The following is a 13,545-nucleotide window of genomic DNA, read 5'->3' on the forward strand; positions in this document are numbered from 1 at the left end:
AATCAACCTCCGGCGCTCTGCAATACGCTGCACGCCCCGCAGGCCGCGCAGCCTGCCCGCTGGTCCGCGCCGAGCATCCCGGCCCGCCGCAGTTCCTTCGCGACTCGGACGGTCACGTCCGCCAGGACATCTGGGCGCGGAGCTGTCGCACCGTCCACGTCGACGGCGAGGGTGCCGAGCAGGGGACGGAACGGCACCACGAACGGGTACACGCCCATATCGATGAGTTCGGCTGCGCCGGCGACCAGTTCGTCGGGATCCTCGCCGAGCCCGACGAGCAGATAGGTCGAGACCTGGTTGCGGCCGAATACCCGGACCGCTTCCGCCCAGGCCGCGCGGTAATCATCCAGCGGCACAGTCGCTTTGCCCGGCATCCAGCGCCGCCGGACCTCGTCGTCGAGCGACTCGACGTGGATGCCGATCGCGTCGGCTCCCGCCTCGTGCAACTCGGTCAGCGTCCGGAGGTCACCGGGCGGCTCGCACTGCACCTGGATCGGCAGTTGCGGCACAACGGCTTTCACCGCCCGAACGCACCGGGCCAGGTGTCGCGCGCCGCGATCCTTCGCCGCGGACGTGCCGGTGGTCAGCACCATCTGACGCACACCGTCGAGCCGCACCGCCGCCTCGGCGACCTCGGCCAGCTGATCCGGGCGCTTCACCGCGATCGTATTGCCCGCCGCCAGTGACGCTTCGATCGAGCAGAACCGGCACCGCTGGTCCTCCCCGTATCGAATGCAGGTCTGAACCACGGTGCTGGCCAGCACATTCGAGCCGTGTAGCCGCGCGATCTGCTCATAGGACACGCCGTCTGCCGTGTTGAGGTCGTAGAACTTGGGGCGCTGAACGGGTTCGATGTCCAGCCCCATGTCCGTGCCGTCGAGCAGCAGGCGGTTGCCTTCGACGAGGTATGGACTGTCGGAGCGGATCGGGATGGCGGCGCCGACGCCGCCGATCAGCATATGGCCGTCGTCGCTCGGCCCGGCACCGGAACGGCGCTGTACCGGGGCGTCGACTCGGATACCGAGCAGGGCGATATCCACTCGAGTTGACAGACCATTCATCACGTCACCTCAGAGCTGATAGGTGGAATTGATGATCGCGCCCTTGCGGGCGTAGTGGATCAGCGCGTCCTGCACGTCGAGCGGATGCGCCGGAATGACCCCGGCGATCAGGTCCTCTTCCCGGGCGCCGTGCAGGGCCAGGCCGAAGCGGCAGCAGAACACCGTCCCGCCCTCCTTGATGAAGGTGCCGAGCGCGTCGTTGATGTTCTGTTCGCCGGGGAAGCCGTTGTCGCCGGTGGTCGGAAAGCCGCGATTGGCAATGGCATTGACCGCGCCGGGACCGTAGAAGTAGATGGCGGATTCGAAGCCTTTCCGCAGCGCCCTGGTCGCCTGCAGGATCGCGACGAAGCTCACCGACGACTCGTGCGCGATGCCGTGCACCAGGGTGAAATATGTTTCGCCCGCCTGAGCCTGGTAGTCGGGGAAGATCTTGGTGGAGCCATAGATATTCGTGCCCTTGGGCAGGGCCGGGTGCGGGATCTCTTCCAGGGACTTCTTGATGTTCTCCTCGATCGCCTGGTCGACATCGGCGGTCGTCAACGGTGTGGACATTGGCTTCTCCCTCTGCGGAAAGTGACGGATGTCGACAGGGGCGGCCATGCCCGGGAACCTCCGCCTCGGGCTGGACACCCGATTTCGTATTCGTCAAGTGGACGTCTCGGATATTTCCGATTGGTTACGTCTGGAACAATCGACGATTGCGTAATACTCACCGCTTTACCTGCTCGATATGGCATTAATGTGTTGCGGGACAGGCGATTACGTTCGAACCCGGACAAAGGTGACGTCGGATGGTCGATCGACTTAACTACCAGGAAGTCAAAACGCCGGAATTCGGCCGATAAGAGTTAACGACCAGGGAGCATGCGGCGACGACACGTAACATCGCGGAAACCGGCTCACGGACAAAAATCGGCCCGCTCGACGTAGGCGAGCGGGCCGATCAGGTAAAGCCGAGTCGACTCAGGCGTTGACCGCCGTCTCGTCACCGGCATCCGGTGCCTCCTCGACCGTGCGCTTCGGTCCGGTGAACCAATTGCGAGCCGAAACCAGCCACCAGATGCCGATCGCACCGACGACACCGACCAACGCGATCGGCGCGTAATTGACCGTGTTCCAGGTGAACTCGTCATTCCACGGATACCCGCGGTCATCGGTCGGCAGGATGAACAGGAAGCTGATCAACACGATCCAGATCAGCGCGACCACCCCGATCGGCCGATACCAGCGGCCGAGTTGCCAAGGGCCGGTACGGAATCGGGTCCCGTGCACCTGTCGCAGCAGAATCGGTATCCCGTAGGCGATATAGAGCCCGATGGTCGCCACCGAGGTAGCGGCCGCGTAGGCGGTGGGCGCGTTCTCGGCGGGCACCAGCATCGACGGAATCAACAGCACGAACGCGAACACCGAGATGAACAGCACCGCGTTCACCGGCACCCGCTTGGCCGAAAGCTTCGACCAGAGCGCCGATCCCGGCACCGCGCCGTCCCTGGAGAACGCGAACAGCATGCGCGAAGCCGACGTGACCGAGGCATACCCGCAGAACAGCTGCGCGATCGCGGCGATGATCAGCAGCAGCCCGGACCAGAACGAGTTGAGCGAATTCTCCAGGATGTAGATCACCGGATAGCCGCTGTTCTTCGTCGGATCCAGCGCGTCGTCGAGATTCGGAATCGCGAAGGTCACCGCCATGATGAGCAGATATCCGGCGATCGCCGACACCACGATGGTGTTGATGATGCCTTTTGCCGCCATCCGCGAGGCGTCGTGGGTTTCCTCGGACATGTGCGCGGACGCGTCGTACCCGGTGAACGTGTACTGCGCGTGCAGCAGGCCCAGCAGGAAGCTGAAGGTCACGCCGCCGAACCCGACCCCGGCGTTGTCGACGGTTTTGGTGAACACGAACTCGACGCTCTGATGATGGTTCGCGCCGAACGCGAGCACCAGGACGAATATCGCCACACCGCCGACGTGCCACCACGCGGAGATATTGTTGATCACCGCGGACAGATGCGGCCCGATCGCGTTCAGTACCGCGTGCAGCACCAGGATCACTATGAAGACCAGGAAGATCGCGGTCCGGTCGGTGCCGATATCGATGCCGATCACATTCAAGACCACGGTCGTGAAGATCGCGGCCCCGTAATCGATGGCCGCGGTCACCGCGATCTGGCCGATCAGGTTGAACCACCCGGTGAACCAGCCCCAGACCGGCCCGCCGAGTTGCGCCGCCCACCAGTACAGGCCGCCGGAGGTGGGATAGGCCGACGCCAATTCCGCCATCGCCATGCCGATGAACAGCACCATGATCGAGACCAGCGGCCAGCCCCAGGCCATGGTGATGGGGCCGCCATTGGCCAAACCGATTCCGTAACTGGCCAATCCGCCGGTCAGGATGGAGACGATGGTGAAACTGATGGCGAAGTTCGAGAATCCGGACCAGGATCGGGCCAATTCTTGTTTGTAGCCGAGTTCGGCGAGCCGACGTTCATCGTCGGACGGGGACGGGTTATCACTCATATACAGCTCCCGGATGTAAACGCGGCCCTCACACAGCGTTTGCCAGAAGATCAGTCTGAAGTAAACCCGGGTCAACCGCACGGCAACCAGGAATACCGCAGCAAATCGCGGCGACCCCGTCCGTCCGGCGATGGCCGGTCCGCCGTAGCGTGAGACGTATGGAGCGACTGGTGGTCATCGGTGGTGACGCGGCCGGCATGTCGGCGGCCTCGCAGGCACGCAGGCTGAAGGGCGCGGGCGAGCTGGCGATCGTGGTCTTCGAGCGGGGGCGGTTCACCTCGTTCTCCGCGTGTGGCATCCCGTACTGGGTCGGCGGCGATGTGCTCGATCGGGACGCGCTGATCGCTCGCACCCCCGAGGAGCATCGATCCCGCGACATCGATCTGCGCATGCGCACCGAGGTGACCGAGATCGATGTCGCGGGTGGCCGGGTGCGCGCCCGTGATCTCGAGTCCGGTGCCGAATCATGGACGGACTACGACAAACTCGTCATCGCCACCGGTGCGCGCCCGATCCGTCCGCCGTTGCCCGGCATCGACGCGCCGGGCGTGCACGGCGTGCAGACCCTCGACGACGGGCAGGCGCTGATCGAGACCCTCGCCCGCATCGAGGGCAAGCGGGCGGTGGTGGTCGGCGCGGGCTACATCGGTGTCGAGATGGCGGAGGCGCTGATTCAGCGCGGTTACGACGTCACGATGGTGCATCGCGGTCCCGAGCCGATGTCGACGATGGATCCGGACATGGGCGCGTTGGTGCGAGATGCCATGTGCGGCTTGGGGATCAAGGTGGTCGGCAGTGCCGAGGTGACCGAGATCCGCACCGACGAACAGGGGCTCGTCCGCGCGGTGGTCGCCGACACCGCCGAATACCCCGCGGATGTAGTGGTGCTCGGCATCGGCGTGCGCCCGGACACCGAGCTGGCCCGCGCGGCCGGTCTGCCGCTGGGGGAGTACGGCGGACTGCTCACCGACCTGGCCATGCGGGTGCGCGGTCACGAAAACATCTGGGCGGGTGGCGATTGCGTCGAGGTGCTGGATCTGGTGTCCGAGCGGGAACGGCACATCGCCCTCGGCACGCACGCCAACAAGCACGGCCAGATCATCGGCGCCGGCGTCGGCGGAGGCTATGGGACCTTCCCCGGTGTCGTTGGCACCGCGGTCAGCAAGGTCTGCGACCTGGAGGTCGCGCGAACCGGCTTGCGGGAGAAGGACGCTCGCGCCGCGGGCCTGCAGTTCGTCGCGGTCACCATCGAATCCACCAGCCGCGCAGGCTATTACCCCGACGCCGCGATGATGACCGTGAAGATGCTCGCCGAGCGCCGCACCGGGCGCCTGCTCGGCGTGCAGATCGTGGGCCGCGAGGGCGCGGGTAAGCGCGTAGACATCGCCGCCGTCGCGCTCACCGCGCGGATGACGGTCGAACAGATGACCGCCCTCGACCTCGGCTACGCGCCGCCGTTCTCCCCGGTCTGGGATCCCATCCTGGTGGCCGCCCGCAAAGCCGTCACCGCGGTGCGCGAACGCGGTTAGCGCTCAGGCCGCGGCCCGGTGCACCGCGAACACCGGGATCACCCGCGAGGTCTTGGCCTCGTACTCGGCGAAACCGGGCATGATCTCGACCATCTTGGCGTAGAGCGTGTCGCGTTCGGTACCCGAGACGATGTCGGCCTTGGCCGCGTACCGCTCGGTGCCGATCTCGACGGTGAGGTCGGGGTTCGCCCGCAGATTGTGGTACCAGGCGGGGTGCTTGTCGTTGCCGCCGTTGGAGGCGATGAGCACGACCCGGTCCCCGTCGGAGAGGTAGACCAGCGGGTTGGTGATGCTTCGTCCGGATTTGGCCCCGGTGGTGGTGATCAGCACCATGGGCGCGCCCTCGAACATGCCGCCGACCTTGCCCGCGTTGGCGCGGAACTCGTCGATCACCTGTTCGTTGAAGCTCTTGGGTTCGGACACGATATTTCCTCCAGCGGTTGCGTTTTCTCCGGCAACCACCGGACGAGCGGCGAAATTCCTGCGCCGCTTCAGTAGTCGGCCATCAGCTCCAGCAGGTCGGTCTTGCCGAACATCACCGCGGCCTCGCGGGCGGACGGAGTGCCACCGTCGGGGTCGGCCCCTGACTCGATGAGCAGTCGCGCGATCTCGTTCTCGCCCTTGAAAACCGCACCGGCCAGCGGGGTTTGCCCCTTGTCGTTGGCGCGGTTCGGGTCCGCGTCGCGATCCAGCAGCGCCGCCACGGCCTCGGCATGGCCGTGGTAGGCGGCCAGCATCAGCAGGGTGTCGCCCGAATCATTGGTCAGATCGGCGGGCACTCCGGCATCCACGTAGGAGGCCAGCGCGGCGGCATCCCCTTGCCGAGCGAAGTCGAACACTTTGGTGGCGAGCTCGATGAGTTCCGGATCCAGGTCAGCGCTCATTCGCCCATTCCTACCACCACGCCGCCCGGGTTTGCCGCTACTAGCGGCATCCGTTTTGCGAAGGATCACCCGGCAGGCCGCCGAATGCCCCTCCCACCTGGTGTACCGGACGACATAGGTCGGTATAGTCGCCGCGGATGAGTAGTGTGACCACCCGCGTTGAGCCGGAAGCCAAGAACCGTCGACTCGGCGTCGTTGGGTGGCTGGCACCGGTCCTCTGTATCGCGTTCGCCGCGTTCTGTTTGCTGCTGCCGACCTGGCCGTTCCACAAGATCACCGGTGGGTTCATCGACCTACAGGTGTATCGCCTCGGGGTGGACGCGCTGCGGCACGGCCACGACATGTACGGACAGTTGCCGCAGACCACCATCGGCGCCGGACTGCCGTTCATCTATCCGCCGTTCGCCGCGCTGGCGCTGAGCCCGTTCGCGCTGCTGCCCTGGCATGCGGCCGCGTTCACCTTCTTCGTGTCGTCGGTGGCCGCGCTGGCGCTCACCATGTACCTGGTCGCCCGGCGGGTGTGGCCCGGCGAGGATCAGCGCAGGCTGGTCCTGGTGGCCACCGCGTGTGCGACGCCGCTGGCCCTGCTGCTGGAGCCGGTGCACTCGACGCTGGACTTCGGTCAGGTGAATCTGCTGCTGATGGCGTTGGTGGTGGCCGACTGTCTCGCGATAAAACCGCGCTGGCGGCGCGGCATGCTGATCGGCGTCGCCGCGGCCATCAAGCTGACTCCGGCGGCGTTCGTGTTGTATTTCCTGGTGCGCCGCGACTACAAGTCGGCGGCCACGGCCGCCGCGACCGGAGCGGCCGCGACGCTGCTCGGTTTTGCCGTGCTGCCCCACGAGTCCACGAAGTACTGGTTCGGCGGCATGGGCAATGTGTCCGGCTTGAGCGGGTCGGCGTTCCACACGAACCAGTCGATCCAGGCGGTGCTGTCCCGGCTGCAGGTGCCCAAGCCCGCGTCCACCATCCTGTGGCTGATCCTCGGCGCCGCGCTGCTGGTGCTCGTGGTCGCGGCCATGCGGCGGGCGGTCGACTTCCCGCCGCTCGCGCTGGCCATCAACGCGGTGTTCACGCTGCTGCTTTCCCCGATTTCCTGGTCGCACCACTGGGTGTGGATCGCCCCGGCGCTGGCGGGCGCGATCGGCTACGCGACCCGGTTGCCGCGCCGTCAGGCCATCGGCTGGTGGATCACCATCGCGGTCATCACCGCGGTCTTCGTCTACGGCCCGCAGAACTGGCTGCCCGACGGCGAGCACCGCGAAACCCAGTGGACGCCTTGGCAACACATCGTCGGCAACACCTATGTGTGGTTCAGCGTGCTGCTCGTCGCGTTGTATTTCTTCGCAGGCCGCCGGGCCGCGCGGGCGCCGGAACCGGCGCCCGCACTGGTGCCGCAGCACTGATCCGGACCACCCTGGTGTTTGCTGCCGGGATCCCCGGGTAGGGCTCTCAGTGACGGCATCTTGCCGTCGCCGACAGAATTACTCGAGGCAAGGAGGGATTCATGGCCGCCCGACGTGGCTTCGCAGCCATGGACGCGGAGCAGCAACGCAAGATCGCCAGCCTGGGAGGCAAGGCGAGTAGCGGAAGCTTCGACAACGACCCCAAGCGCGCCAGCGAGGCAGGCAAAAAGGGCGCGGCCGCACAGCCGACCGAGGCCAAACGCCTCGGCGGCGCACGCAGCCACCTGAACCGATAGTCGAAACAGTCGATGGGCGAGGCCGCGGCCTCGCCCATCGTCGTTGCGTGCAAGTGCGGTGCCCGTTGTCTTGGGCGGGATTCCGGTCTTCGTCGAGCGTGGCCTGCCGCGCCTCGGCCAGGCGGGCGCTTTGGGTTCAGGCCAGTTCCAACTGAGGGCCGATATGGATAGCGAGGTACACCTGGTTGCGGAGTGCGTTTGCTTCCTCATCGGTGAGGGTGCGGGTGAGTGGCCGGAGGATCAGGCGCACAACGGCATTCGTTTGGCCCGGCGTGATACCGAGCCGGTCTCTTGCCTTTTCGGAGAGTTCGGCCCACGAGGTCCGCGCGGTGACGAGCACCGACTCGATGTCGTCGACCCGATCGTGCAGCACCTTTCGCACGGTGTCGCCGAGGGTTTCGCCGTCGGTGTCGTCGGCGATCACCACCGACAGGTCGCGGCGGATCGGCGGCAGCATGGAGACCGGCCGCCACGGCGACAGATCCAGCAGCTGGTCGGCGATGCGCGGATGCGCGGATCGGAGGTAGCGGATATCGGGGATTCCCTTGCGCAGCATCAGGGCTCGGTCCAGGCCCATGCCGAGTGCGGTGCCGGACCAGTGCGCGGGGTCGAGCCCGGCGCCCGCGAGGACATGGTCGGCGATGAGACCGCACTCGGCGAGTTCGAGCCAGTCGTCGCCGAGCCGCACGTCGACTTGCCTGCCGAGGGCGGTGTAGGGGTGGCGGGCCGGAGTCGTGCGCCATTCGGCACCGGGGAGCACGGCTTCGACCAAGTGGGCGACCATGTCCTGCACGTCATTATCGCCGGTGTCCGGGCGCGACCGCAGCCGCCAGAGATCGACCTGATGGGGTTCGCCCACATGGATTCTGTCGACGACGTCCCTGCGGTAGACCAGGCCCGGTATCACGATGAGGTCGTCGACCTCGGCGGTCAGTTCGGCGTAATGCCGCAGGGTTTCGGGGATGTCGGCGCTGGTGTGGCTGCGCAGCATGGTGGTCGGGCTGACGTATCGGGTGTAGCGCGCGTCGCGGGTGACGTCGGCCGGGTCGTAGCCGAGCTTGTCGTAGTTGTCGGCGACGGCGACGAGCGGCGAGTTGCGCACTACGCGCACCTGTGACGCCCAGGCGCGAACGAGCGCGTCGACGGTCCCGTCGAGCAGTGCCTGCATGGCGTGCCGCCCTTGCGCGGCATCGCTGAGATCGCGCACGGTCAGCGCGCGCGACAGGTCCAGTGCAGTGAGATAGGTAGGCATGAGTAATTCCTTTGGTAGCCGGTCGGATTCGGTGAAACCCCCGAACCGGCGACGGCCACAGGAACTACGTGATCGGACGCACGCAGCAGACCCCGCGGCCGACTGACGGCCCGGGGCGCAGAAATCGCGTGCGCGTGTTCATGAGCCAAGCGTAAGGGATCGGCTGCTCGTTCGGCCAGCGGCGCTGGCTTTTTTGAATGATCGGTCCAAATGAAGTAGCCTTCTCGGCGTGGGCAGAACGAAGGAATTCGATCCGGATGTCGCGCTGCGGTCGGCGATGGAGCTGTTCTGGCGGCAGGGCTACGAGGCCACCTCCATGCAGGATCTGGTCGATCACCTGAAGCTGGGGCGCGGCAGCATTTACGGCGCGTTCGGCGGCAAGCGCGAGCTGTATCTCAAAGCGGTGGAACGCTATGTGGACGAAACGCGGGCGGACTTGCTGGCGCAGCTTTCCGTGCCGGGGTCCGCGCTCGATGCCGTTCGCGCCATGGTCCGCTGGTATGCGGAGAGCTCGCTCGCCGATGAGCAGCGAAAAGGCTGTCTGATGACCAACACTGCGGTCGAACTCCCCGCCGACGAGGGCGCACGACGGCTGGTGACCTCCAGCTTGGAAACCATGGAGACGGTGCTCACGAGCGCGTTGCTGCGGGCTCGCGCGGAAGGGGAACTGTCGGTAGATCGGGATCCGGTCGTGCTGGCCAGATTCCTCGTGACCCTGCTGCAAGGGATTCGGGTGGTCGGCAAGACGCCCCTTCGGCAGCGTTTCCTCGACGACACGGTCGAGCAGGCGCTGGCCTTGCTCGGCTGACGTTCGGTCGTTCCGCACCACATCGCCCATTCGGGTCGCTGCCGGGCATTGCTATGTCCATTTTCTGGACTGATCGTTAAAGAAAAGGATAGATGTGACACGCACCGTCCCCACCGATGCCGAGCTGGCTGCCTCGCTGGCCGGCGACTTCACCAGTGCCCACGCCGACGTCAACGGCACCCGTCTGCATCACGTCACCGGCGGTGCGGGGGAGCCGCTGATCCTGCTCGGCGGCTGGCCCCAGACCTGGTGGCAGTTCCGGAAGATATTGCCGGAGTTGGCCCTTCACTATTGGGTGACCGCCGTCGACCTGCGCGGCATGGGAGGCTCGGCCAAGCCCGAGTCCGGTTACGACAAGAAGACCATGGCTCGCGATATTCACGAGTTGATTCAGCACCTCGGTCACCGGTCGGCGTTCGTGGTCGGGCACGATATCGGCGCTTCGCTGGGCTATCACCTCGCCGCCAACTTCCCGGAGTCGGTGCGGCGGTTGGTCACCGTCGATATGGGTGTTCCGGACGAGGCCTGGCAGGCGATTCCGATGTTGCCCAGCAGTGATGAGCAGGTGGTCGCGCTCGAGCGCGGGCGCGGCGGCTATCCCTGGTGGTTCGCGCTGAATCAGCTGCGTGAGTTGCCGGAACTGCTACTGGCCGAACGCTTTCGGCTGGTGATCGATTGGCTGTACGGGCACATGCTGGTCGATCAGTCGTCCGTCGAAGAGGAAGCTCGGGCCATCTACGCGCAGGCCTACGATTCCCCGGATGCGATCCGGGCGGGCAACGGCTGGTATCAGACGATGCGCCAGGACATTACGGACCTCGCCGGCTATGAGCCGGTGACCCTGCCGATTCTGACATTGGCGGGTGAGGAGTCGTATCCGGTGCTGCGCGAACAGATGTCGTCGGAGAAGGGCACCGATATCCGGGTCGTTGAGATCAAGGGGAGTGGTCACTACATTCCCGAGGAGCAGCCGGAGCAGGTGTTGCGTGAGCTGGCCGCGTTCTTCGCGCCGAGCGCGGCGGTCGGCTCCTAGATTCGCAGTGTCGCAACGGGTTCCGGTTCAGCGCCCGGAACCCGCCGACAAGCGCTGGGCCACGTCGGGGAGCCGGCCGACCATCGAGATGGTGAACTCGGCGAGCAGGTCGATGAGGCCGTCCCGGTCGACGTCCAGGCCGCCGTCGAGCCAGACGAGGACCAGCTCCGCGGCGCCGCCGGTGATCAGCTGCGAGGTCGCGGCGACGGCGGTGTCCTGGCCGGCGGGGAGGTCGAGCACCAGGCGGGTCTGTTCGATGATGACGTCGGCGACCCGGCGCATACCGTCGAAGCGGCTGCGCATCAGGACCTCGCTGCCGTAAGCCTGGGCGAAGACGACCTGGGCCCGGCGCGGGTCGTCGGTGAGTTCGACGATGAGCGCGGCGACACCGGCCCGGATCTTGTCCGACGGCCCACCGTCGGTGCCCGCGACGGCCGCCCGCGCGGTGTCGAGGGCGGAATCCTGGATCTCCAGCAGCAGTTCCGAGGCGAGCGTGTCCAGATCGGGGAAGGCCTCGTAGAAGAAGCGGGGTCCGACCTTGGCTTGTTCGCAGAGGCCGCGCACGGTCAGCGCGGACAGGCCCTGGGTGCCGACGATATCGAGGGCGGTGTCCAGTAGCCGCCTGCGCCGATCCTCTTTGCGCTCGGCGGTCGATGTGCCGCGGTAGGTGCCGCTGAATGCTCGGGTCACCTAGCCAAGCCTTCCATAGGCGAAGTCGGGAAACAAACGTTTACGGAAACGTTTGTTTCCGCTATGGTCGAGGGGATCGCAGCGTCGCGAAGGGACGGCCGTTATGAGTCTTCTGATTCCCCCGAAAGTCACCGATGTCCACGGGGATGTCCGTCGTTTACGTGCGCGAGTCGCGAAACACGCGCAAACGTTGGGGGCCCGCGTCGCCGGTCAGTACCCATCCGCGGCGCGGCCGCTGGCGGATCCGCCGCCGGGCAGCGGATTGCGGCCGGTACCAGGCGATTTCGGTGCTCCGGGCATCGGTTACACGCTGCACGCGCTGAGCGATCCGATCGAGCTGGCGCGCAATCGCTTTGAACGCTACGGGCCGGTGAACTGGATGGGCGTGCTCGGTCGCCGGACGGTCGGCGTGAGTAGTCCCGCTGCCATCGAGGCCGTGCTGATGGATCGCGACAAGGTGTTCTCCGCGCAACGCGGCTGGGAGTTCCTGATCGGCCCGTTCTTTCGCGGTGGGCTGCTGCTCCGGGACTTCGACGAGCATATGTTCCATCGCCGGATCATGCAGCAGGCCTTCACTCGGCCGCGCCTGGTCGGCTACTTGGACCTGACCACCCCGCGGATCACCAGGGGCATCGCCGGATGGCAGCCGAGCGAGCACTTCCCGGTCTTCGACGCGATCAAGCAGATCCTGCTCGCGCAGGCCACCGAGGTGTTCGCGGGCGCCGAGCTCGGGCCCGAAAGTGCGGTGCTGGCACGGGCTTTCGAAGACGCCGTGCACGGTGCGACCGCGCTCATCCGCAGCGATGTGCCCGGTGGGGCGTGGTCGCGCGGCATTCGCGGACGACGCGTCCTCGGCGACTACTTCCGCCGCGAACTACCCGCCAAGCGTGCGGGCGACGGCACCGATCTGTTCAGTGTGCTCTGCCACGCCGAAACCGATGAGGGACATGCCTTCTCGGATGAGCAGGTGATCGAGCACATGATCTTCGTGATGATGGCCGCGCACGACACCAGCACCATCGCCGCGTCCATGCTCGCCTACGAACTCGCCCGCCACCCGGAGTGGCAGGACCGGCTGCGCGCGGAATCCCGCGCCCTCGGCAAGCCCGCCCTCGACTACGGCGACCTCGACCAGCTGCCCAGCCTCGACCTGGCGTTCAAAGAGGCGCTGCGCATGTATTCACCGGTGGCCCAGCAGATTCGCGAAACCACCCGTGACACCGACATTCTCGGCTACTACCTGCCGAAGGGCACGCTCGTCATGGTCGGCGCGTACCCGATGATGCGCACCGAGGACTACTGGCACAACCCCGACGTCTTCGACCCCGAGCGATTCGCCGCCGACCGCCGCGAGGACAAATCCCACCGCCACGCCTGGACCCCCTTCGGCGGCGGCGCCCACAAATGCATCGGCCTGTACTTCGGCGCCATGACCGTCAAAGCCGTACTGCACCAAATGCTGTTGCAATACAGATGGTCCATCCACCCGGACTACGAAGTCCCCCTCGTCGCAGGCACGGGCCCCATGCCCGCCGACGGCCTACCCCTGTGTCTGGAACGACTCCCCGCATGAGAATCACCGCCGACCGCACCCGCTGCGCGGGCCACGCCATGTGCGAGGCCCTCGCCCCCAACCTCTTCCGCGTCGCCGACGACGGCATCGTCGAACCGCCCGCCGACACCATCGACGAAACCAACCGCGACCTCCTCCAACTCGTCGTAGACAGCTGCCCAGTCGAGGCCCTCCGCCTGACCTGACCCGGCGCAGTCGGCCGAAGCTGCCGCGCACAAGTTGTGCCGCTGCGCATGTAATTGCTGGCAATTTCGTGCGCAGCGGGCGAGGACTCGCGCGGCGAAGGGCATGCGGCGACAGGGCGCGGGGGCGTGCGCCCCGACGGGGCGGCCGATGCCGCTGCGCATGAGTTGTGCTGCCGCGCATGAGTTGTGCTGCCGCGCATGAGTTGTGCCGCTGCGCATGTAATTGCTGGCAGTTTCGTGCGCGGCGGGCGAGGACTTGCGCGGGCGAAAGCGGCGTGCGGCGAGAGGGCGCGGGCGTGCGCCTCGAG

14 protein-coding genes are annotated in these 13,545 nt (G+C 66.4%); 7 read left to right on the forward strand and 7 right to left on the reverse strand.

Features of this window, described 5'->3' with window-relative positions:
* Positions 1-2 precede the first annotated feature (2 nt).
* The 3 genes from ACFWF1_RS31935 to ACFWF1_RS31945 form a co-directional block, all read right to left on the reverse strand.
* Complete coding sequence (locus ACFWF1_RS31935; protein WP_379283533.1) at positions 3-1,061, reverse strand: MSMEG_0568 family radical SAM protein; 1,059 nt, start codon at positions 1,059-1,061, stop codon at positions 3-5.
* Between the two features lie 9 nt (positions 1,062-1,070).
* Positions 1,071-1,613, reverse strand: a complete 543-nt coding sequence (locus ACFWF1_RS31940; RefSeq protein ID WP_379283534.1) for an MSMEG_0572/Sll0783 family nitrogen starvation response protein — start codon at positions 1,611-1,613, stop codon at positions 1,071-1,073.
* A 411-nt stretch (positions 1,614-2,024) separates the two neighbouring features.
* Positions 2,025-3,581: an amino acid permease gene (locus ACFWF1_RS31945; RefSeq protein ID WP_379283535.1), complete on the reverse strand. Its 1,557-nt coding sequence runs from the start codon at positions 3,579-3,581 to the stop codon at positions 2,025-2,027.
* A gap of 158 nt (positions 3,582-3,739) precedes the next feature.
* On the opposite strand from ACFWF1_RS31945, the gene ACFWF1_RS31950 reads away from it, so the two are divergent.
* Positions 3,740-5,110: an FAD-dependent oxidoreductase gene (locus tag ACFWF1_RS31950; RefSeq protein ID WP_379283536.1), complete on the forward strand. Its 1,371-nt coding sequence runs from the start codon at positions 3,740-3,742 to the stop codon at positions 5,108-5,110.
* A 3-nt stretch (positions 5,111-5,113) separates the two neighbouring features.
* Here ACFWF1_RS31950 and ACFWF1_RS31955 read toward each other — a convergent pair whose 3' ends face one another.
* On the reverse strand, positions 5,114-5,533 hold the full coding sequence (locus ACFWF1_RS31955; RefSeq protein WP_379283538.1) for a nitroreductase family deazaflavin-dependent oxidoreductase: 420 nt from the start codon (positions 5,531-5,533) through the stop codon (positions 5,114-5,116).
* 68 nt (positions 5,534-5,601) lie between these two features.
* Positions 5,602-5,994: an ankyrin repeat domain-containing protein gene (locus tag ACFWF1_RS31960; protein WP_379283539.1), complete on the reverse strand. Its 393-nt coding sequence runs from the start codon at positions 5,992-5,994 to the stop codon at positions 5,602-5,604.
* 137 nt (positions 5,995-6,131) lie between these two features.
* On the opposite strand from ACFWF1_RS31960, the gene ACFWF1_RS31965 reads away from it, so the two are divergent.
* Together ACFWF1_RS31965 and ACFWF1_RS31970 are read left to right on the forward strand one after the other, a co-directional pair.
* Positions 6,132-7,400, forward strand: a complete 1,269-nt coding sequence (locus ACFWF1_RS31965; RefSeq protein ID WP_379283541.1) for a glycosyltransferase 87 family protein — start codon at positions 6,132-6,134, stop codon at positions 7,398-7,400.
* Positions 7,401-7,501: 101 nt separating this feature from the next.
* Complete coding sequence (locus tag ACFWF1_RS31970) at positions 7,502-7,696, forward strand: general stress protein (RefSeq protein ID WP_379283542.1); 195 nt, start codon at positions 7,502-7,504, stop codon at positions 7,694-7,696.
* A gap of 136 nt (positions 7,697-7,832) precedes the next feature.
* Here ACFWF1_RS31970 and ACFWF1_RS31975 read toward each other — a convergent pair whose 3' ends face one another.
* On the reverse strand, positions 7,833-8,948 hold the full coding sequence (locus tag ACFWF1_RS31975) for a hypothetical protein (RefSeq protein ID WP_379283543.1): 1,116 nt from the start codon (positions 8,946-8,948) through the stop codon (positions 7,833-7,835).
* Positions 8,949-9,177: 229 nt separating this feature from the next.
* Between ACFWF1_RS31975 and ACFWF1_RS31980 the strand changes: the two genes are divergently transcribed.
* Together ACFWF1_RS31980 and ACFWF1_RS31985 are read left to right on the forward strand one after the other, a co-directional pair.
* Positions 9,178-9,756, forward strand: a complete 579-nt coding sequence (locus ACFWF1_RS31980) for a TetR/AcrR family transcriptional regulator (protein ID WP_379283544.1) — start codon at positions 9,178-9,180, stop codon at positions 9,754-9,756.
* A gap of 94 nt (positions 9,757-9,850) precedes the next feature.
* Positions 9,851-10,789, forward strand: coding sequence for an alpha/beta fold hydrolase (locus ACFWF1_RS31985; protein WP_379283545.1), 939 nt, complete (start codon positions 9,851-9,853; stop codon positions 10,787-10,789).
* A gap of 27 nt (positions 10,790-10,816) precedes the next feature.
* Here ACFWF1_RS31985 and ACFWF1_RS31990 read toward each other — a convergent pair whose 3' ends face one another.
* A complete protein-coding gene (locus ACFWF1_RS31990) occupies positions 10,817-11,479 on the reverse strand; it encodes a TetR/AcrR family transcriptional regulator (protein WP_379283546.1) in 663 nt (220 codons plus the stop codon).
* 103 nt (positions 11,480-11,582) lie between these two features.
* Here ACFWF1_RS31990 and ACFWF1_RS31995 point away from each other — a divergent pair, with 103 nt between their 5' ends.
* Together ACFWF1_RS31995 and ACFWF1_RS32000 are read left to right on the forward strand one after the other, a co-directional pair.
* A complete protein-coding gene (locus ACFWF1_RS31995) occupies positions 11,583-13,052 on the forward strand; it encodes a cytochrome P450 (RefSeq protein WP_379283547.1) in 1,470 nt (489 codons plus the stop codon).
* Positions 13,049-13,237, forward strand: coding sequence for a ferredoxin (locus ACFWF1_RS32000; protein ID WP_379283548.1), 189 nt, complete (start codon positions 13,049-13,051; stop codon positions 13,235-13,237). Before ACFWF1_RS31995 ends, ACFWF1_RS32000 begins: the two co-directional genes overlap by 4 nt.
* Positions 13,238-13,545: the final 308 nt, after the last annotated feature.

It is taken from the genome of Nocardia sp. NPDC060255 (assembly GCF_042727395.1).
GTDB lineage: Bacteria > Actinomycetota > Actinomycetes > Mycobacteriales > Mycobacteriaceae > Nocardia.

Excerpts from the sequence above, each read along its gene's own strand:
- ACFWF1_RS31935 (WP_379283533.1), bottom strand. The coding sequence starts at position 1,061 with ATGAATGGTCTGTCAACTCGAGTGGATATCGCCCTGCTCGGTATCCGA.
- ACFWF1_RS31940 (WP_379283534.1), bottom strand. The coding sequence starts at position 1,613 with ATGTCCACACCGTTGACGACCGCCGATGTCGACCAGGCGATCGAGGAG.
- ACFWF1_RS31945 (WP_379283535.1), bottom strand. The coding sequence starts at position 3,581 with ATGAGTGATAACCCGTCCCCGTCCGACGATGAACGTCGGCTCGCCGAA.
- ACFWF1_RS31950 (WP_379283536.1), top strand. The coding sequence starts at position 3,740 with ATGGAGCGACTGGTGGTCATCGGTGGTGACGCGGCCGGCATGTCGGCG.
- ACFWF1_RS31960 (WP_379283539.1), bottom strand. The coding sequence starts at position 5,994 with ATGAGCGCTGACCTGGATCCGGAACTCATCGAGCTCGCCACCAAAGTG.
- ACFWF1_RS31965 (WP_379283541.1), top strand. The coding sequence starts at position 6,132 with ATGAGTAGTGTGACCACCCGCGTTGAGCCGGAAGCCAAGAACCGTCGA.
- ACFWF1_RS31970 (WP_379283542.1), top strand. The coding sequence starts at position 7,502 with ATGGCCGCCCGACGTGGCTTCGCAGCCATGGACGCGGAGCAGCAACGC.
- ACFWF1_RS31975 (WP_379283543.1), bottom strand. The coding sequence starts at position 8,948 with ATGCCTACCTATCTCACTGCACTGGACCTGTCGCGCGCGCTGACCGTG.
- ACFWF1_RS31995 (WP_379283547.1), top strand. The coding sequence starts at position 11,583 with ATGAGTCTTCTGATTCCCCCGAAAGTCACCGATGTCCACGGGGATGTC.
- ACFWF1_RS32000 (WP_379283548.1), top strand. The coding sequence starts at position 13,049 with ATGAGAATCACCGCCGACCGCACCCGCTGCGCGGGCCACGCCATGTGC.